Genomic DNA, 17609 nt, shown 5'->3' with positions numbered 1-17609 from the left:
CCAATGACACCCTATCCAACATTACCTTACTCACATAATGGCTTTAAAGCGTTTGAATCTGTTGCAAGGTTGATGAGTTTTACCTCCGCGGCAAATGAGCTTAATGTGACACAAAGTGCAGTCAGTCGCCAAGTAAAACAACTTGAGGATGATCTCAATGCATCTCTAATCATACGAAAACACCGTTCGATTGAACTGACGACTCAAGGTTTAGAACTGCACAAAACGTTACAGGATAACTTTACTTCCCTCGAAACAGTACTCTCTTCCTGGCAAGACCCAAAGCCTAAACGTATTGTTATCAAAGCAGCATTAAGCTTTGCTACCCGTGCTCTCTTACCTAAAATTAAAGAAATGAATGAGAGATATTCAGATTATGAAATCGTCATCATTCCTTCTTTAGAAGAAGACGAAGCCCTCGATACCGATGATTATGATTTATTGATTTTCCATACAAGATTAAAGAATCATTACGATAATAGATCTAATTTTTCTCTGTTACGTGAAGAATTTATGGCGCCGGTTTGTGCAACCAGCATTACAACACAAGAGACGGTGTTAGATGACGTTCTTCAATTACCAAGGTTGCATCCTACGGTTGATCATCTCGATTGGATTACTTGGCTAAATAATGAAAAATATGTTCCCCATCAAAAAGTGAGAAACACCAGTTTTCACTCATTAGATCTCGCATTAAGTGCGTGTTTGTCAGGTCAAGGTGCAACCGTTACTGATCTCTTATTGATCTTACCGGAATTAGAAAGAAACTTTTATTACTGCCCACAGCACACCACACTTCAGCACAGCGCATGGGTATATTATATCCATCAACACACACATTCTTCAGCGATTAACGAACTTGTCGAATGGTTACAGCAGGAGGCAAAACGTGAGATTGAATCATTAAAATATTTAGCTAAGGAACATCATTGGGGAGGAATTATTAACCAGATCTAAGCTCAACTGTTTTATTACAACTCACTCTCTAGTTGAGTTAAGTAATCGCGCATATATTGAGTGCGTTTTTCGGCTTCAGCTACCGCAGATGTCGTTTTCATTGTATTCGCTAGTGTTAGTAACTTGGCATAAAAATGATCTATGGTATAAGCCTTATCATTCGGCTCTCTGTGATAACAAAATGGATCATCAATGGAGTAAAGCGGTAAATTTAATTTTGTACTGACTTGTAGACAACGAGCGATGCCTATTGCCCCTAAAGCATCCAACCTATCTGCATCTTGAACAATCTTTGCTTCTAACGTTCTCGTTTCTACTTTAGCACTAAAGCTATGAGCAACAATCGCATGGTGTATCTCATCATAATACCCTGATGGATAACCAATCTCCTTTAAAAACACCAACGCTTTATCCGCAGCAAATGCCGAGCTTTGAGAACGATTAGGATGATCTTTAGCAAAAGAAAAGCAATCATGTAAATAAGCTGCTGGAATAACCACCGCCTCTTTTCCCTTCTCTTCAACACATAAACGCTTTGCCATACTAACAACCCGCAATACATGGTTAATATCATGCGCTAAGTCTTGAACCATCTCTTTTTGGATAAAACTCAAAAACTGAGGCTCAAAGTGTTCTATAGATTGCATTGTTGTTTCTCCAACTTAAGTTCAGCCGATACTTTGGTCACTCGAACTGAAATCGCAATACAAATTAAATAAGGGCTTAAATACCAGAATATCTCTTCAAGTGGGTGTTTCTTCGTTTCTTGTAGCGTAGTTTCATAAACCTGTTTTTGAGTTTTATAATTATCAAACATACCACGCAGCCAAATCACATCGGATTCAATAATGCTTTGACTAAACGTAATTGGCGGTAGACTTTCAAATCCAATATTGGGTAAATCATTAAATCGAACAGATTCTAAATATTTTGCTGAATCAAGAAACCAAGAACACGATTGTTTTGATACAAGATCATCCTCTACACCCGTCGCTCCAGAGCACAAATAGCTTTTTAATTGATTAACGGTATAACTATTAATGGATTCTAGGCTGGTTACTGCTCGTGTGTGTTCAGTTTCAGCCCAATCGGTAGCCACTCTTGAACGAACCTCTGAAACCGTCCCCATCAACCCAATAGCGGCAACCAAAGGCCAAAGGTAATCCACTTTCTTCCATTGGATCTTAGTTAAATTTTTACCACACCATAATGGAATATGAAGAAACCCAGTCAGCAGCAATGTCATAAAGAAAAAGAAAGTCGAATGCGCAAGAATAATCTCACTACTAAAAAAACTATCCATAACTACCTAAATATGTTCATTTTTCTAAATATGTTCATTTTTCTAAATATACAATCCAAAAAATAAGTAATGGTGCCAGAATAGGACACCATTACTTAAATAAAACTCAGTGATTTAGCCGAAAGTATGTAATTCAAAAAAGTTCTTTCGCAAATAGCCCACACTAAACGGATTTGATGACTCTACAAGGATTACCCACCGCAACGCTATTATCAGGAATATCGCGGTTAACAACGCTTCCAGCGCCTATCACACAATTATTTCCAATACGCACACCAGGAAGAACGGATACGTTTCCTCCTAGCCATACGTCATTACCAATAGAAATACTCGCGCCGAACTCCGTTTTTTGGCGCTCGATAGGATCAATCGGATGTGTACCAGTAGAAATCATCACATGTGGCCCAAACAGCACATTGTTTCCAATAGTAACCTTACATACATCCACAATCGTCAAATTATGGTTAGAATAAAAATTACTTCCAATTTCAATGTTATAACCATAATCACAAAAGAAATTTGGCTCTATATGTGCTTTATCCTTTATACACAGTAACTCATTTAAAATGGCCATTCTTTCATCAAGCTTAGTTGGGTCAGCTAAATTAAATTGGTGGCAAATCGCTTTGGCATTCATTCGGTCATTTAATAGCGTGTCTTCCCAAGCATCATAAGGAAGCCCTGCGAGCATTTTTTCTTTTTCAGTCATTGAAACCTCAATACATAAAACAACTGAGGCTCTTATACCTATCTTCCACCACACATTCTGCTAGAAAGATCACTAATTTACGCTCTTTACTAAAAGCTTACACAAACCTCATCAATTTCGGCTAGCGGTAGACAATAAAGCCCCTGCGCCGACAAAAACGGTTCCGCTTAATTTGTTAAACCATTTGGCACGCCCTTTAACCATTAACCAGCGAGACGATGTGGAACCTAGATACGCATAAAACAGTAACCAAGAAAGCTCTAATACAATAAATGTACTCGCAAATATCAGGTATTGAGGAACGAGAGCCGCAGATGGATCAATAAATTGAGGAAACAGAGCAGTAAAAAACAAAATCGCTTTCGGGTTACTGGCACCAACAATAAAGCCACTTACAAAATGTGCTTTAAATCCTGTTTTAATCTCTGTATTTTCAGCCGATGATGTATAACTTTCTTGTTTTGATAAAAAAGCTTTTATTCCCATATAAACAAGGTACGTCGCACCAATCCATTTAATGATTGTAAATACCAATTCAGATGAAGCGATGACAACCCCAAGCCCAGTAAAAGAAAGTGACAGGATAATAGTGATGGCACTTAAGCTACCTAACGCCGTAAAAAAACCGTGTTTCCATCCATGTGTCACCCCTTTTGTCATGCATAATAATGAACTGGGGCCCGGTGAAGCAGTAAGAACCAAGACCGCTAACACATAATAAATCCATATTTCTAACGCCATAATAGAATCTCCTTATTCCATTTTTTATCCATAAAGGATCTATTAAAGCGTATATATGGAATTTTACAAATTACACATCCCGTTCATCTTGCTTTAACTATTTCAAGTTACCCAATAGTTATCTAAAAGTGATTGCAAATTACGTATAAAAATCTACCATCTATCCATATTTTAAGTGATAAATTTCAAGTGATAAGGCTCTTTCTATGATTGATCGTATTTATAATGCTTATCAAGGTGAAGTGTATGGCATTGCTTTTTTTACTTACTTCTCCGAACACTACTCTATGCTCAGCAAAAATGAGTTATGGGATACGTTAATTAACGTTGAGGTGCTTACGGCACAGCTACTAGAACCGACACTCACAAAACATAACGTTCAGTTTGATATCAAAGATCAAGCGATGTTAGTAAAAGGCACTTCTGATGCAAAAAAATGGATTCATTTAGAATGGAATGAATTAGTAAACACATTGGCTCACTGGGTAGAGACTTATGAAGTGAAATATCGAGAATGGGCAGCAGAAGCCAGAGAAGAAATGGAAGCGTTTCAACTCATTGCTGATCATGAAACCGCTATTTATGAGTGTTGGAAAGCCGAGCTTAATCAACAATCAGGATTACCTATTCTGCTCTCTTTTATTGAAAAGTATCGTCAGCGATAAGTTAGCTAAGCGTATTTAGGCTTTATCACTCGATAAAGCCTTCTTTAACTTACTGATTATTATCCCCTAAAAGGATGTCTGAAAGTTTACTTCCAATACTAAAGCACGCAATAAGTACAACAAAAACAATTAATAGCGATACGACATATCCCATAAGGACGGATAATCCAAATCCCCATACGACAGAGAACACTAATCCTTGAAGTGCCTCATACGGCCATTGGTAAACCGGAAAATGAGAGCCTCCCGCTAGTAACAAGATAACTCCCAACAAACCCAACAATGACGCCAACAACCCAAATACAGTTGCTCTTTTCATTTTTCTTTCTCAGCACAAAATCGAAGATACTAATTTACCGCATAACTTCAAATTATCAGAGCTTTTTAAACGATTTAAATTGATGGAAAAGACACCACAACCTACAGTAGAAACAATATATTGATATGTTCAATCGTTGTTTTGGAGAACATCATGAAACTGATCTTAAATGCTGATGATTTTGGTTTATCAGAAAGTGTAAATAACGGCATTGTTGAGTGTTTTCGAGCAGGCACAGTGAAATCAACGACCGTTATGATGAATCAGCACGGCATCGATCATGCCATTCAACGCTATAAACAAGGTTTAGTGCCCGACATTGGTTTGCATTTTACGGTGACCGCAGGCAAACCCTTATCCAATCCAGAAGATGTGTCTAGCTTAATTGATGAGAATGGATATTTTCTCAATAGACAAACACTCATGACCAAACAGGTTTGCGAAGAGGAAGTCTTTTTAGAGCTGAACACACAATATCAAGCGGCACTTAATGCGGGTTTCAAGATCAACCATATTGATAGCCACCACTTTGCAGGTGTTTACCCGCCATTAAAAAATGCGTTTATTCGCTTTGCTAATGAAATTAACTTACCGGTGCGTAGAGTTGATAACATCGTTGCAGGTCAAGATACGCTGGCAGTGCCGACCCCAGATGCATTTGATATGCGCTTTTTTGATAGTGGCGCAACGTTTGAAAATCTAAAAGCCATTCTTTTAGAATACAAACTCACACACCCTAATGGCATCGTTGAGTTAATGTGTCATCCAAGTAGCGAAAAGCACCACGATCTGATTGAGCTAAGTAGCTACAATGAAATGCGCAGTATTGAAAAAAACATTCTAACCTCACCTGAGTTATCTCATTGGTTAGAAGAACAAGGCATTGAGTGTGTCGGGTTTAATTATCTAAATTAAACACAACCTAGCGATAGAAAACAGCAAGCCACACTGTCGTCTCATTTGGTGCTGTGGCTTGCACCTTATGCTTTTCGTGCGCTTTAATATTAAGGTAATCCCCTTTATTTAGGGTAATAACACGCCCATCATCAAACTCAATAACACCAAACCCAGATAAAACTAACACCCATTCGTTTTCATCTTGATCATACCAACCTTGTTCAGGGGAACTATGCCCATGAGATAAAATCCGCTCAATACGAATGTTGGGGGTAGATAAAATATCTTCAAAGATCTCACTAGGTAATTCGTTTGGGATTTCTTTAAATAAATTTGGCATCGTCTAATCCGTAATTATGCGTTCTTATAGTAATAACGATAATAGCCAACTAAATTACTACTAATAAACAAGGCTTCCATTAATACCGCAGTTGGTGAACCAATAATATAGTTATGAACAAGCCAAAAGCTAGTGCCAATAACCATCAACTCTCTTAATCGTTTGTCATCTTTATTAAATGCCGCAACCGTTTGAAAAACAGATCCAATACAACTTAATACACTTGCAATGCCTGCATATGTGACGACTGATGTAACAATAGATAAGCTACAGAAAAGATATTTAAGCTTACTAGAAGTAGAAAAAATACTGGTTAAGTAACGAATGGTAGCAATAATCATTAAACCCGCAGCAGTCCATTGCTCTAACAAAAGAAAGTGGCTTGAAATTAAAATCCCAGCGCAAAAAAGACAGCCAACAATTTTTTTTCTTTCTTTGAATTGAAAAGACATCAAATCAAATCCAATCGCTATTGCAACTAATACCTGAGATAAAAAGAATAATGACACAACAGCTTTCTCCGAAAATTAAAAGATTTGCTTACATAACAAACAACAATTCAAAGAAATTAACGGATAGATATCAAACATTCAATAAAGAAATCAAATAAACCTACAGTATCCAACAATTATCCGTAATTAAGCTCTCCATATCTTCACTAAAGATAATTACTGAATATATTCAAGGCAAAAAACATAGAATAACGCTATCTAAATCCATCTACATTTTATTTTAATAATGCATTTTCAAGGTTAGACGACACTAGCTCAAATTTATCTAGGATCTGTTTATAGCCATATTCTGAAGGCAATTCCCAATCGTGACAGCCTGAAAGACTTGGTACCCCAGATAAAAGCTTAAGTTGTAGCCGAGCCTTGTTATCTCTCGCCATAAACCGAAAATCATACGCTGAGTAACAATATAAAGGCGTTGTTGGTGATATTTTCCACTTAACAATCCCTTTCCCAATAAATGACGCATTAGCGCGATCCATTACCCTAATTTCAGTTTGATGCTGTTCATAATGATTCATCAAATACTGATGGGTTATCTCCCACAATTCATTCTGATTTTTATTCAGATCAGAGTAAGTATACATTTAAGCTTTTACATTAGCTGGATCAATCTGCATAGTTAGGGGATCTGATGAGCTGCACCCATTTAAAAACAATACAAAAACAGACATTATAAGGTGTCTTTTTAGAATGATTACGCTCTTATTTTTCACAATAATTACTACTCAAATTAATTATAGAATTTGTCTTTCCATTACATAGTTGATTAACTGCTCGCCTCTCACATCAATACATTGAGGTTTAACAACCGTAAAACCAAAACGCTCATAGAAAGGTTTTGCTGTAATACTGACATGAGAATACACACGAGGCAGTTTTCGCTCTTTAGCAAGCTCAAGAATATGTGTCATTAAAGTACTACCAACCCCTTTTCCTTGATGTTGGTAATGACAAAAGAAATGATCTATCAAACCATCGTCTTGCAAATCTGAATAACCGACAATCTCACCGTCTATCTCTGCAATAAAAGGATTCAACGATTGCATTTTGTTCTTCCAAACATCGGTATCAAAAGATTCAGGAGCCCAAGCACTCACTTGCTCATTAGAATAATCTTTACGATTTATCTTTCGTACCGTATTAAAAAACAGATCCCACAAAGCTGATGCATTCTCTTCCTGATATGTTTTGATTATTATCATTGGTGACTATCTTTTATTAAACCATAAATAGCATGGTCAATAATGCGGCCATTCAAGTTCTCACTACTTGTGATAATCTCTTCTAATGTCATTCCGAGTCGTTTACAGACCGCCCGGCTTGGTTGGTTATCAACCGCAGCTGAAATTTGAACCTTATTAAGACCAAGCTCATTAAACGCAAGGTCAATAAGTTTAGATACACAACGAGTGATGATCCCTTTCCCTTGAAAATCCTCATTTAACCAATAACCAATTTCTGCCGTTTTTAGGTTTTGATTAATCGAATTAAAACTGATGTTCCCGACTAATTCGCCCTGATAAATCATGCCGCAAACCATGCTTTTTCCTTCAGCATAATCTAATAAAGATTTAGTTATAAAAGAATGGAAAAAGGCTTCTGAATCAGCATGTGGTGGCCAAACTAGCCATTGAGATAGATACGCTCGTTGTCTTGATACAATATCAAAGTACTTAGGCGCAAAAGAAGGCTCAATAAGAGCTAAATTTAATTCGTTATCGACTTTTAACGTAAACATAATGAGTTACCTTCCATTGGCCTTACTCTCTTTAAGAGATTTCAACATAAAAAAATCACACGCAACACGGTTTGCCATTGTTGGTTGATCCCAAGCACCGCATAAATCCTTTAAATTATTTGGTGTACGAGTAAACTGACGACACTGTCCGCATTTATATATTTTCCCATCCATTGGGTTATCCTCATCCCTTATTAATTAGGCTTTAGGCTTTCTTTACAAACTGAGCCGTCACCATCATTTCACCAACACCATCAACCTTACAATCTAATTGATGATCTTTTCCATCAACAATACGTTTAATAACCGCTTTTGTTCCCACTTTAATCACTAAAGAGCTGCCTTTAACTTTTAAATCTTTAGCTACCGTTACCTTATCGCCTTCTTCCAACAACGTACCGTTAGCGTCTTTAACGATCACCTTCTCTTCCATAAGCGCTTCTTCAGGGTTCCATTCATGAGCACACTCAGGACAGATAAGATGGTTTTGATCTGGATAAACAAATTCAGAGTTACATACAGGGCAAGGAGGAAGAGACATATTGGATTACTTCTTAGTTAATGAGCGTAATCTATATAGTAATAGGTCTATATAAAGAATGAAATGCCTTCATGAAGATCATTAAACCGCAAATACAAAAACGCCCCATTCAAGATGAGGCGTTAATATTTAAAACGGCTTTTACGCTAATTGTTTTAGCTTATGCTCAACTAACGGATCATCAGGCACTAATAATTGTGCCATTTCTAAAAGCTGAATGGCATCTTTAGGATGCTCATCTTGGTGCTTAAGTGCAATATCAATTAGAGGTTGAACATCTATCTGCGCTTGGTGCTCTTGTACGTGCGCTTCTTTCTCACCAATAACAATATTATGTGCTTTACTCAATAACCCCAGTCGGTGCTCAGAGCTTGAGTTCGCTTTATTAAGGCGTTTGTAATAATCTTCTTTAAAACGTAACGTTTTAGTCTGCTGACGAAATTGGGCAATATCAACCTTTTGATGGCGCATAAAATCAACCGCCACCTGCTTATAAAAGCCGAATTTATTAAGATAAGTAGCGTGAGTACCATGTCCCATACCAAACACACGTAAATGCGTCAGTTCAGGATAACGTTTAGCGTGCAAACGATCAATGCGGTTTGTTGGGTCATAAATGATATAGCCCTTCGCTTTTCCTAAATCAAGATCGTGATAATCGCCTTCCCAATCAAACTTCTGTGCAATTTCAGTGCTTGATCTGTCATCCCATGGTGCAATGTTTTGATTTTTAGTACTAACAGGATGAAACAGCAAAACTTGGTCAAGTTGCAACAAATTAGCAAATGCACCAATAGCGAACCCACCACGACTCAATCCATAACCTAAACGATACGTAAATGGTTCAAGCAAGGTAGATAATTGCTCTAAAAAGAAGATTAAGTTTCGGCTACGGAACCAGTTACTTTGGCCCAAGTGCTGAAATGAAATCACATTAACGTCTTGTTTGCGTGCTAAATGATAGCCCCAAGGCGCATAATCTTCATGAAGATCTTGCTCTTTTAGGTTGGTTCCCGCAGGAGAAAACGTAAACAGTAGTGGCTTGTCCAAATCAACAAACTCATACTTAACAAACACATCGTCAAGTAAATCGCTGCCCGTCATCGGAAGTCGCGCTTGTTGTTGTGAACGTGAGTTGGTTAACCACTCATCTAACCAATACAGTAATTTCATTTAGCTCTCCTTTAAAACAGGCGCGAGATTGTATCAAAGATAACCGCTGAACGAAAATTTAGTTTGAACACTAATATTTATAACTGGAATGATTTTAATAAACAGTTGATACAAAAGAATAAAAAATGAGCACTCGTTTTTTAAACAATTCAATGAAATGGGTTATTCGCAGAACTACTTTAATCTGCCAGCCGTCACATAACAGTAAAAATACCCTCTCAATAATAAGATCTGAATGTATATTTATATCAATTCTATTGATAAAATAAATAATACTGATTTTTTTTGATATTCCTGCATGAACTTAAAGCTTTTAACAGCTTCGCTGATTTCTCTTATTTTAATTGTTATTCTTTCTATTACCTTTTTATCAGAAGATGCATCTGTACATTCAACTAAAGAATCACCTTCAATTAAAAAAGCCATTGAATTAATCCTTAACATTCAATCAGCCCGACGTGGTGAAAATCTGGATTATTTAGAGTCTGTTGTCTCTCAACACGCAAGGTTAAAAGCAAACAAATCAGATACCTTCTATATAGAATTTCTTAAAGGTTATATCGCCTCTGCCAACAATCAATTTGATTTGGCTGAAAAGCATTTTAATCATGCTCAACAATACATCTACCCGGCACTTCCTTCGCATGTATTGTCTCGTTTTTACTATGAAAGAAGTTATATTGAAATAGAACAAGATCAATATGAAAGATCGAAACTTAGCTACCAAAATGCAGAAAATTTATTTAATTCAAATCAAGACTATAGTCGTGCTTTCATTTCGATCTCATTAGGTCGAACGTATGATCTTGCACACGTAGAACAAGGCAGTTTACTCAGTATTCAGCAAGCCAAAAAAACACTCGAATTTGCACAAAAAATCAAATACCCAGAAATGGAGAACGTTTATTTCATCCTTGGCCTTTCCTACTGGAACAATAACCAAACCATTCTCGGCATTGATTTTAAATTAAAAGCGTTAAATATTTACATAGAGAAAAAACAGTATAGCGATATCGTTTACACCTTAACGGATATTGGTATCGATTATCTATTTTTAAAAAACTATGACGAAGCGATTCGCCAATTAACGCAAGCACTTGAATATCAGAACAAAAATAACCACACAGAGCCTGATGAAGCCTATTACATCGTATACAAACTATATAGTGCTTATCTTCAAATCAACGACATGGAAAATGCAAAGTATTATTTAGATGAAGCTGCGAGACTCCTAAGAATACAAAAAGACTCCATTGTTAAAGAGAATTTTCAAACAAACCAATTATTGCTAGAAGCTGAATACCTATCGATTACAGGAAAAGCGAAAGAAGCACTCATGCTGCTAACCCAAGCCAATGAGCGCCATAAAAATGGGCTTTCAAACAGCTTTTATCATTTTGATGTCACCTTATATAACACTTATGGCAAGGTATACAATCACTTAGGTTTGTATGATGACTCTATTTATCACCACACTTTAGCCAAAGATGCGATTCAACAACGTAAACTGTTTTACCTAGAAGATGAAACGTATTTCTACTTATATGATGCTTATCAAAAACAAAAAGACTATCAAAAAGCGGCTTTGTATTTAGCAAAAAGCCACGCAGTAAAAACCAAACAGTTGAATGATAATAACCAAGCACAAACGCAGTTTTTACTTCACTCTTTCGATAATAAAAAGAAAGAAAATAGGATTTTACAACTTGAAAGAAACGCCAGTAAGATCATGTTCTTCTCTGGTTTCCTTCTTTGTATTTTGATCGTTATTGCCGCTTTCGCCCGAATTTTGATGAATAAAAACAAAGAGATCAACGCACTTAATCTTAAATTGCATGATCTGAGCTTAACGGATGGTTTAACTGCAGTACCCAACCGCAGAGCATTAGAACTTCATCTATTAGAGAATAAGCAAGATTTAACAATTCGCTCTGTCATGATGATAGACATTGATTACTTTAAAAAATACAACGACACCTATGGTCATAAAAAAGGTGATGAAGCATTAATCGCTGTCGCTAAGGCATTAAAAGAAAGCTGTAAAGAAAATGACTTTCTTACAAGATTTGGCGGTGAAGAATTTATTATTGTGATGAAAAATACCAATAAAGCAGAATCAATACAGATGGCCAAAGAAATTCAAGCCTGTATTACTTCTCTATCTATTCCTCACGAGAGTTCTGATGTCTCTTCCTTTATCACTTTGAGTATTGGTATTACCACCTACTCTATTAATAAAGAAGATGATTCAAACAATGAAAAGGCGATCATCGAAGCCGATAAGGCGCTGTATTACTCTAAAAATAATGGCAGAAACCAGAGCAATCACTTTTATGATATTTAATCATAATGTTTAAAGCCTGTAATTACACAGGCTTTAAATCATGCATTATTTAGCAGGAGCAAAGTCTTCTGCAGCTTGACGGTGCGCCGTGTAAATTGCCTCACCATCACTCTCTGCATCAAAAATTACCGTTACATCAGGTGAGAAAAGAAGCACATCACCTACTTCTGCAACGTATTTATTACCAGCAACGTCACGAACAACGATCTTGCCTTTAGTAATTACTTTGTATTCAACTGAATCATAAAAGTATTCAAACTCAACACCCGGAGACATGGTAAAGTGTCCCATCGTTAATGCGTTGGTGTTATTTGTTACTGCTACTTCTGCCATATCACTTTTTAAGCCAGGCTCATTTAATAATTGGCTAAGATCATTCAGTTTAAAGCTACCAGATTTAATCAGCGTGATGCCTGATTTTTCAGTCAATGTTGTCATATTAATATTCTCTTTGTAATTATATCCAAACTTTACATACCAGTAGGCCACTGATATTTAAAAGGTAATACCTCTAAAGCATGGAAAAGAGTTTAACTATATTTAAAACACGAACAATATGACCAAAACGTAAAACATTCTTACGTAACCTGTTGTAATAACAAACATAAGCTCATAATACGAAAATGATGGTTAAACGAGCGATGTTTTGAGATTAAAAGCACTCACAATACCGTGAATACACAAAACACTTTTACAGTATTGATAGTAATATTTTGGCTTCATTTAAATATAAAAAGCCGAACAAGTTACCCTGCTCGGCTTTTAGGTGTATTTTGATAATACAATCGTTTGTTATGTATTGATTACGCAAGCGCCCTAATTACAGCTTTAGGATCTTTAGCGAGTACATTTAATAGCACCAAAGCTGGACCTCTAGGCGTTCTATCTCCACGTTCCCAATGACGTAACGTTCCTAAGCTAATACCAAAAGTAGATGCAAATTCAGCTTGAGTCATTGCTATGTTATTGCGAACGGCTTTAACGTCAACAGGAGAAAATTTGTGGACTGTCGCACTTTTAGTTTCACCTTCAGCAAACTCAATTGCTTCCATTAAGCCTTGTTGGATACTCTCAAATGCACTACTCATGATTGTCTCCTGTAATTATCTGCAAGTATTTTGGTTAATTTATTAAGAACATTACATTCAGCTTTGGATAGATTTGCTTTCTCATTTTTTCCAAAGAGTGAAAGCATAAACAGTGGTATATCTTCATTATGATAATAATAAATAACTCTTACACCACCACTTTTTCCACCGCCTTCTTTCGCCCATCTCAGCTTACGAACTCCACCAGTACCTTGCATTAATACACCTGCTTTAGGATGCTCTGCAAGATAACTGATGATTTGTTTGTTCTCATCTTCAGAAAGGAGTTTCTCAACTCGTTTCTTGTATTCGGGTAATTCAACGATAGTATGCATAAGCTCAGTGTAAGCCAATGGATTACTTCTGGCAAGTTCTGCTTACATCTACCCGATAAAGGGCATTAACGGGCTTTTCTACAAAATACGACCACACATGCTTAAACACCGCATGCTGATTTGGAAATGGAGCTAACTCAAGTGCTTCTTCTAAACTACACCACTTATATTCGGTATGTTCTTCATTTAGCACCACCTCTTGCTGTGGTGGACACATCACAACAAAAACAGGGATGAGTTGAATAACATTAACACTGGCTTCGTAAAATTGTTCTAGATACTGAGCATTATATAAATTTAAAACGTCAATTTGAGTCTCTTCCTTAAACTCACGAACGATTGCATCAATACCCGTTTCACCCTGTTCAATTGAGCCAGCAACATGACACCAAAAGCCACCCTTTACTCTTTTCATGAGTAGCATTTTTACTTCGCCATCAATTTTTGATAACGCCACACCAGACACAACAGACGAACTTAGTGGGATCATATTTACCTCGAGTTTGAAATGGTGAACAACACAAACCTATTTATTTTTTTCTTTGTTTTGTAAATATTCGGCATATTTCTTAGAAATAAACTTGTGTATATGAAGCCCTGTTTTACGAACTAAATACCAATCTATCGCAATTAATATGAGTAAGCCTATTACCGTTCCCATTTGAAACCCTCCTTGAACATAGAATCATAACTCTACCAAACCATTGGTAAAATTTATAAACCTGAAAGTGATTTATGCTAAGTAGCCATGATTTTAGAGAAGTTAAAGTCTATTGAGGGATAAAAACTACTTGTTTGAAGTAGAGAGAAAAGATGCGGCATTAAAAACTAAACGCAACGCATAGTAAAAATGCTACACGTTGCGAATTACTTAAACAGATTGTTAGTCAATATCTCACAACAACCACTAAAGTACGTTGCCAATAATATTTTGCACAAACATCGTTCCTGATGAGGTAAATGTCCAAGCAAAAGCGCCGATATTCATAAAAATGGTGATCCACAGGATCGTTTTAAAAGGCTGTTTTTTTGATTTGTGGCGAAATTGATTTTGTGCAAACAATGCTCCAGGCCAACCTCCTAACAAAGACAACACATGAAGAGTGTTTTCTGGTGTTCTCCAGTTACCTTTTTCCGCTGCATTCTTGTCAACTGCATACATTGCATATGTTAGTAAAGACATCCCTAAATATAATACTAGAAGCATCTTTTCACCATTAAACATGGCAAGTGCAACGCTCGCTAAAACAAGATAAATAAAGCAAAACATTATCGTTGACGGGATAGTATTTACACCCGCAATTGATACATTATTTGCATTGAAGCGTCCCTTTATTTCTTCATTTATATCGAAGCTAACTTCATCACCAATCTTAGGGCGACGATTCTTGTTTTTTAGTTTTGAAATATGAAGGAAAACCTTCAGCTCACCATTTAAAGCAGAAATGAATCCATAACCTTTTGAGTCATTCCACTCTACAACTCTACCTTTCATCATTTTCCACTACTCTATAAATATTCGCTTGTGAGCTAACGCTCGGTTAAGGTGTGAGCAAAGCAATGTCGAAGCCTCTGCATACCACCTTAAACACTAAGCGCAACGCATAAAAAAATGCCACGCGTTGCGAATCCCTCTTGAACAATTTGTTAAGCGATTTGTACAACGCCAAAAACCAGAAAAGAAATGACCCCAAGAACAAACATTACCAATTGCGTAGCTGTCGAATAGTGCGACCACTTATCATAGTTTTTCAAAGAGTTGATTGTTTGCGATGTTAAATCAAGTACAGCTTCATCAAGAGCTCCAGTTAGTTTTTTCTTATTTTCTTGGGGACCTATAGCCCTAAGCCTTTCCCCGATAATCCCTTTACTATTGAAGAAAAGAACCTTGTAGGAGTTAAGGTGGTAAGAACACCAGAGACTTAATACAGCCGCAATAATCGATAATACGAAAAAGCCCCAAGAGGAAATTAACGCTTGATAGCAAACCATTTCTTCTTTACCCGGACCTATTAACGAACCAGAGAATGAAATAGTACCAACTAGTACTGCACTAGTAATCGTGAGTAATGCTTTACAAACATCTATCCTTGTATCCCAAAATGAGCTATGAATTGACTCCATTTTTTCAGCAGTGTCTGTCACTGTCTTACTTACGACTGGCTTTACTCTTTCAACATCGATTTCTATCATATTTCACCCTTGTCGCTTAACGCACTGTTGAGGTGTGAACAACGCATAATTAAAAATACCAAGCGTTACGAATCACTCTTAAACAGTTTGTTAGGTTATTAATTGCTCAGCATATGCATTCCAATCGATAGCTGATACGGTTCCCAAAGATTGAAGCTTTTGTAACAGTCTGAATAGGAAATAGATCAGTGAATTATCTGTTGGCCCATAATTAAGCCCACCTTCAGTTGAAAAAGCATCAAAACAACCTCCTGATACTGCTAGACCACAATCTAACTTATTTAAATCAGTCAACTCTGCATAATTACGTTCAAAAGTTCCACCGAACCCATCAGACCACTCGATATCAGTAGCAACAATTCCTGCTACAATATCAAATAAAGGCTTAGGTGGATAAACTCCACCTGCATGAGGTATACCTACGCTAGTCCGTTGTAGTTCTCTAACAGACTTTGCTTTTTCTCCAGCATATTCAAGATAACCTTTGTTGATTTTTGGCTTTACCTCGAGAACAGCATAAACTGATTCTGCCGGAATGAACCGATGACCTTGCTGGTCAAGCAAAGTTGGTGTGTATTGATTATCGTAGATAATCACATCAATTTGATCACTTGTTTTACCTAGAGCATCAATAACAATACCAGTGTCTACGGCATATCTATCAGGCAGATATCTTCTTATGATATCAATAAAATGCTGTTCATTAACATCTCCCATTACACCGTTATGAGTAATAGTAGCTGCAGATAAATCTAACTGTGACTTAAGCACTGTTTGTTGCATCGAAAATGACTGTTTGAGGAATTCCTTTCCGTCTGATTCTGATAACGCTTTAGCTACACTACTCACGATACAATGTTCTCCCAATATTGTTTAGAAGCACTGGACTTGGCTTGTTGGGCAATCTCTGATTTAACTTGGTACGAAATTTGGTCCGAGATGCAATTGTTAGTATTGGAAGGATCCATATATACAGCGGTAGTAATGTTTTGCGAGATATAATTTAGAACGTTCATGAAGTTAGTAGCCACATTACCCTTAGTGCTATATTTAAGTGCATCTATGACCATTAGCTCTAAGTAAAACGAAGGGAAATCTAGATTGTGTAGATTTCTCCAAATTTTCGTTAATTTTATTTCTTCTAGACGTCCAGAATTAGCAACTTGGGATATGTGCGTTTCAATATTAGTCTTCGTCCATGTACTTTTTTTACTCACATAAAGACTATGGTCGTTACCATATTGACTTTGACGCTTACTTGGAACGAGATCGATTTGGTCGGAGTTAAAATCCACACCAATAGAAACATTTTGTTTACGTACGTTGAAACCCTTACCTTTCATGTAATCGAACAACGAGTTATAAATTTCACTAAGTGTATTGTTAGTAGTTGAGGTCAACGAAATAAATAAATCCACATCCGTACCATTAGCGACCGCCGTCCCCTTGCGAACAGAACCTGAGATTTTCAATTCACAAAGACACCCATTTGCCCAATCACGGATATATGGCTCAAACTTTGTTTTATATTCTTCCGCTAGAGATGAATCGACGGCGTACTTAACAAGTACATTTCTTAAATATTGATCAGCTGTCATTTTAGTTCCCATTAATATGCCCCCCTAACCATACAGGGTGACACATAACACATTTAAAGTATGGTTATTTGATAAACTAACGTCCTGTTAAGGTGTGAACAACACAATACGAAACTTCCACATACCACCTTAACCACTAAAACCAATGCATAG

General features: G+C 36.7%; 26 protein-coding genes. 4 read left to right on the top strand and 22 right to left on the bottom strand.

Annotation, left to right across the window (positions count from 1 at the left end; translation table 11 throughout):
• Positions 1 to 3 precede the first annotated feature (3 nt).
• The gene (locus HC728_RS10615; protein WP_065597437.1) at positions 4 to 957 is read left to right on the top strand and encodes a LysR family transcriptional regulator; all 954 of its coding nucleotides are present in this window, start codon (positions 4 to 6) and stop codon (positions 955 to 957) included.
• 14 nt (positions 958 to 971) lie between these two features.
• Here HC728_RS10615 and HC728_RS10610 read toward each other — a convergent pair whose 3' ends face one another.
• The 4 genes from HC728_RS10610 to HC728_RS10595 all read right to left on the bottom strand — a co-directional run bounded on the left by HC728_RS10610 (position 972) and on the right by HC728_RS10595 (position 3710).
• Entirely contained in the window at positions 972 to 1604 is a 633-nt protein-coding gene (locus HC728_RS10610; protein ID WP_017019627.1) for an HD domain-containing protein, read from the bottom strand.
• Positions 1592 to 2260, bottom strand: coding sequence for a hypothetical protein (locus tag HC728_RS10605; RefSeq protein ID WP_017019626.1), 669 nt, complete (start codon positions 2258 to 2260; stop codon positions 1592 to 1594). The genes HC728_RS10610 and HC728_RS10605 overlap by 13 nt, the downstream gene beginning before the upstream one ends.
• A 163-nt stretch (positions 2261 to 2423) precedes the next feature.
• Positions 2424 to 2969 carry a sugar O-acetyltransferase gene (locus HC728_RS10600; RefSeq protein ID WP_190395461.1) on the bottom strand — a complete coding sequence of 182 codons (546 nt, stop codon included), beginning with the start codon at positions 2967 to 2969 and terminating at the stop codon, positions 2424 to 2426.
• Positions 2970 to 3080: 111 nt separating this feature from the next.
• Positions 3081 to 3710, bottom strand: a complete 630-nt coding sequence (locus HC728_RS10595) for a LysE family translocator (protein WP_017019624.1) — start codon at positions 3708 to 3710, stop codon at positions 3081 to 3083.
• Between the two features lie 206 nt (positions 3711 to 3916).
• Here HC728_RS10595 and HC728_RS10590 point away from each other — a divergent pair, with 206 nt between their 5' ends.
• Positions 3917 to 4375, top strand: a complete 459-nt coding sequence (locus HC728_RS10590; RefSeq protein ID WP_190395460.1) for a hypothetical protein — start codon at positions 3917 to 3919, stop codon at positions 4373 to 4375.
• 49 nt (positions 4376 to 4424) lie between these two features.
• Here HC728_RS10590 and HC728_RS10585 read toward each other — a convergent pair whose 3' ends face one another.
• Complete coding sequence (locus tag HC728_RS10585) at positions 4425 to 4694, bottom strand: hypothetical protein (protein ID WP_017019622.1); 270 nt, start codon at positions 4692 to 4694, stop codon at positions 4425 to 4427.
• A gap of 153 nt (positions 4695 to 4847) precedes the next feature.
• Between HC728_RS10585 and HC728_RS10580 the strand changes: the two genes are divergently transcribed.
• Positions 4848 to 5609 carry a carbohydrate deacetylase gene (locus HC728_RS10580; protein WP_065640269.1) on the top strand — a complete coding sequence of 254 codons (762 nt, stop codon included), beginning with the start codon at positions 4848 to 4850 and terminating at the stop codon, positions 5607 to 5609.
• A 7-nt stretch (positions 5610 to 5616) separates the two neighbouring features.
• Here the strand turns inward: HC728_RS10580 and HC728_RS10575 are convergent, their stop codons facing one another.
• From HC728_RS10575 to HC728_RS10540, 8 genes are all read right to left on the bottom strand, one after another.
• A complete protein-coding gene (locus tag HC728_RS10575) occupies positions 5617 to 5931 on the bottom strand; it encodes a cupin domain-containing protein (RefSeq protein ID WP_017019620.1) in 315 nt (104 codons plus the stop codon).
• 14 nt (positions 5932 to 5945) lie between these two features.
• Positions 5946 to 6440: a YgjV family protein gene (locus HC728_RS10570; RefSeq protein WP_017019619.1), complete on the bottom strand. Its 495-nt coding sequence runs from the start codon at positions 6438 to 6440 to the stop codon at positions 5946 to 5948.
• A 218-nt stretch (positions 6441 to 6658) separates the two neighbouring features.
• Positions 6659 to 7030 carry a hypothetical protein gene (locus tag HC728_RS10565; protein ID WP_238933807.1) on the bottom strand — a complete coding sequence of 124 codons (372 nt, stop codon included), beginning with the start codon at positions 7028 to 7030 and terminating at the stop codon, positions 6659 to 6661.
• Between the two features lie 150 nt (positions 7031 to 7180).
• Positions 7181 to 7648, bottom strand: a complete 468-nt coding sequence (locus HC728_RS10560) for a GNAT family N-acetyltransferase (RefSeq protein ID WP_190395459.1) — start codon at positions 7646 to 7648, stop codon at positions 7181 to 7183.
• A complete protein-coding gene (locus HC728_RS10555; protein WP_065641326.1) occupies positions 7645 to 8184 on the bottom strand; it encodes a GNAT family N-acetyltransferase in 540 nt (179 codons plus the stop codon). Before HC728_RS10555 ends, HC728_RS10560 begins: the two co-directional genes overlap by 4 nt.
• Positions 8185 to 8190: 6 nt before the next feature.
• On the bottom strand, positions 8191 to 8358 hold the full coding sequence (locus tag HC728_RS10550; RefSeq protein ID WP_190395481.1) for a hypothetical protein: 168 nt from the start codon (positions 8356 to 8358) through the stop codon (positions 8191 to 8193).
• A 31-nt stretch (positions 8359 to 8389) separates the two neighbouring features.
• Positions 8390 to 8725, bottom strand: coding sequence for a zinc ribbon domain-containing protein YjdM (locus HC728_RS10545; protein ID WP_005419306.1), 336 nt, complete (start codon positions 8723 to 8725; stop codon positions 8390 to 8392).
• 141 nt (positions 8726 to 8866) lie between these two features.
• Positions 8867 to 9898: a hypothetical protein gene (locus HC728_RS10540; RefSeq protein ID WP_005419307.1), complete on the bottom strand. Its 1032-nt coding sequence runs from the start codon at positions 9896 to 9898 to the stop codon at positions 8867 to 8869.
• A 298-nt stretch (positions 9899 to 10196) separates the two neighbouring features.
• Between HC728_RS10540 and HC728_RS10535 the strand changes: the two genes are divergently transcribed.
• Entirely contained in the window at positions 10197 to 12242 is a 2046-nt protein-coding gene (locus tag HC728_RS10535) for a tetratricopeptide repeat-containing diguanylate cyclase (protein ID WP_190395458.1), read from the top strand.
• A 45-nt stretch (positions 12243 to 12287) separates the two neighbouring features.
• On the opposite strand, the gene HC728_RS10530 is transcribed toward HC728_RS10535, so the two are convergent.
• The 9 genes from HC728_RS10530 to HC728_RS10490 all read right to left on the bottom strand — a co-directional run bounded on the left by HC728_RS10530 (position 12288) and on the right by HC728_RS10490 (position 17456).
• Complete coding sequence (locus tag HC728_RS10530) at positions 12288 to 12680, bottom strand: hypothetical protein (protein WP_012533080.1); 393 nt, start codon at positions 12678 to 12680, stop codon at positions 12288 to 12290.
• A 365-nt stretch (positions 12681 to 13045) separates the two neighbouring features.
• Positions 13046 to 13330, bottom strand: coding sequence for a NadS family protein (gene nadS, locus HC728_RS10525; protein ID WP_017019613.1), 285 nt, complete (start codon positions 13328 to 13330; stop codon positions 13046 to 13048).
• On the bottom strand, positions 13327 to 13665 hold the full coding sequence (locus HC728_RS10520) for a type II toxin-antitoxin system RelE/ParE family toxin (RefSeq protein ID WP_041941411.1): 339 nt from the start codon (positions 13663 to 13665) through the stop codon (positions 13327 to 13329). The genes nadS and HC728_RS10520 overlap by 4 nt, the downstream gene beginning before the upstream one ends.
• A 22-nt stretch (positions 13666 to 13687) precedes the next feature.
• Complete coding sequence (locus tag HC728_RS10515; protein WP_065603230.1) at positions 13688 to 14155, bottom strand: NUDIX pyrophosphatase; 468 nt, start codon at positions 14153 to 14155, stop codon at positions 13688 to 13690.
• Positions 14156 to 14191: 36 nt separating this feature from the next.
• Positions 14192 to 14326, bottom strand: coding sequence for a hypothetical protein (locus HC728_RS20290; protein WP_065603232.1), 135 nt, complete (start codon positions 14324 to 14326; stop codon positions 14192 to 14194).
• A 246-nt stretch (positions 14327 to 14572) separates the two neighbouring features.
• The gene (locus HC728_RS10510) at positions 14573 to 15160 is read right to left on the bottom strand and encodes a cold shock and DUF1294 domain-containing protein (RefSeq protein WP_190395479.1); all 588 of its coding nucleotides are present in this window, start codon (positions 15158 to 15160) and stop codon (positions 14573 to 14575) included.
• Between the two features lie 152 nt (positions 15161 to 15312).
• Positions 15313 to 15858, bottom strand: a complete 546-nt coding sequence (locus HC728_RS10500) for a hypothetical protein (protein ID WP_190395456.1) — start codon at positions 15856 to 15858, stop codon at positions 15313 to 15315.
• Positions 15859 to 15948: 90 nt separating this feature from the next.
• The gene (locus HC728_RS10495; protein ID WP_190395455.1) at positions 15949 to 16707 is read right to left on the bottom strand and encodes a DUF6602 domain-containing protein; all 759 of its coding nucleotides are present in this window, start codon (positions 16705 to 16707) and stop codon (positions 15949 to 15951) included.
• Complete coding sequence (locus HC728_RS10490; protein WP_190395454.1) at positions 16704 to 17456, bottom strand: nucleotidyltransferase; 753 nt, start codon at positions 17454 to 17456, stop codon at positions 16704 to 16706. Before HC728_RS10490 ends, HC728_RS10495 begins: the two co-directional genes overlap by 4 nt.
• Positions 17457 to 17609: the final 153 nt, after the last annotated feature.

Source organism: Aliivibrio sp. S10_S31 (genome assembly GCF_014694495.1).
GTDB lineage: Bacteria > Pseudomonadota > Gammaproteobacteria > Enterobacterales > Vibrionaceae > Aliivibrio > Aliivibrio fischeri.
Note: the sequence above shows the minus strand (reverse complement) of the source record. Positions and strands in the feature narration are given on the sequence as shown.

Coding starts and splice junctions, on each gene's coding strand:
- HC728_RS10615 (WP_065597437.1), top strand. CDS start 4: ATGACACCCTATCCAACATTACCTTACTCACATAATGGCTTTAAAGCG.
- HC728_RS10610 (WP_017019627.1), bottom strand. CDS start 1,604: ATGCAATCTATAGAACACTTTGAGCCTCAGTTTTTGAGTTTTATCCAA.
- HC728_RS10605 (WP_017019626.1), bottom strand. CDS start 2,260: ATGGATAGTTTTTTTAGTAGTGAGATTATTCTTGCGCATTCGACTTTC.
- HC728_RS10600 (WP_190395461.1), bottom strand. CDS start 2,969: ATGACTGAAAAAGAAAAAATGCTCGCAGGGCTTCCTTATGATGCTTGG.
- HC728_RS10595 (WP_017019624.1), bottom strand. CDS start 3,710: ATGGCGTTAGAAATATGGATTTATTATGTGTTAGCGGTCTTGGTTCTT.
- HC728_RS10590 (WP_190395460.1), top strand. CDS start 3,917: ATGATTGATCGTATTTATAATGCTTATCAAGGTGAAGTGTATGGCATT.
- HC728_RS10585 (WP_017019622.1), bottom strand. CDS start 4,694: ATGAAAAGAGCAACTGTATTTGGGTTGTTGGCGTCATTGTTGGGTTTG.
- HC728_RS10580 (WP_065640269.1), top strand. CDS start 4,848: ATGAAACTGATCTTAAATGCTGATGATTTTGGTTTATCAGAAAGTGTA.
- HC728_RS10575 (WP_017019620.1), bottom strand. CDS start 5,931: ATGCCAAATTTATTTAAAGAAATCCCAAACGAATTACCTAGTGAGATC.
- HC728_RS10565 (WP_238933807.1), bottom strand. CDS start 7,030: ATGTATACTTACTCTGATCTGAATAAAAATCAGAATGAATTGTGGGAG.
- HC728_RS10560 (WP_190395459.1), bottom strand. CDS start 7,648: ATGATAATAATCAAAACATATCAGGAAGAGAATGCATCAGCTTTGTGG.
- HC728_RS10555 (WP_065641326.1), bottom strand. CDS start 8,184: ATGTTTACGTTAAAAGTCGATAACGAATTAAATTTAGCTCTTATTGAG.
- HC728_RS10550 (WP_190395481.1), bottom strand. CDS start 8,358: ATGGATGGGAAAATATATAAATGCGGACAGTGTCGTCAGTTTACTCGT.
- HC728_RS10545 (WP_005419306.1), bottom strand. CDS start 8,725: ATGTCTCTTCCTCCTTGCCCTGTATGTAACTCTGAATTTGTTTATCCA.
- HC728_RS10540 (WP_005419307.1), bottom strand. CDS start 9,898: ATGAAATTACTGTATTGGTTAGATGAGTGGTTAACCAACTCACGTTCA.
- HC728_RS10535 (WP_190395458.1), top strand. CDS start 10,197: ATGAACTTAAAGCTTTTAACAGCTTCGCTGATTTCTCTTATTTTAATT.
- HC728_RS10530 (WP_012533080.1), bottom strand. CDS start 12,680: ATGACAACATTGACTGAAAAATCAGGCATCACGCTGATTAAATCTGGT.
- nadS (WP_017019613.1), bottom strand. CDS start 13,330: ATGAGTAGTGCATTTGAGAGTATCCAACAAGGCTTAATGGAAGCAATT.
- HC728_RS10520 (WP_041941411.1), bottom strand. CDS start 13,665: ATGCATACTATCGTTGAATTACCCGAATACAAGAAACGAGTTGAGAAA.
- HC728_RS10515 (WP_065603230.1), bottom strand. CDS start 14,155: ATGATCCCACTAAGTTCGTCTGTTGTGTCTGGTGTGGCGTTATCAAAA.
- HC728_RS20290 (WP_065603232.1), bottom strand. CDS start 14,326: ATGGGAACGGTAATAGGCTTACTCATATTAATTGCGATAGATTGGTAT.
- HC728_RS10510 (WP_190395479.1), bottom strand. CDS start 15,160: ATGAAAGGTAGAGTTGTAGAGTGGAATGACTCAAAAGGTTATGGATTC.
- HC728_RS10500 (WP_190395456.1), bottom strand. CDS start 15,858: ATGATAGAAATCGATGTTGAAAGAGTAAAGCCAGTCGTAAGTAAGACA.
- HC728_RS10490 (WP_190395454.1), bottom strand. CDS start 17,456: ATGACAGCTGATCAATATTTAAGAAATGTACTTGTTAAGTACGCCGTC.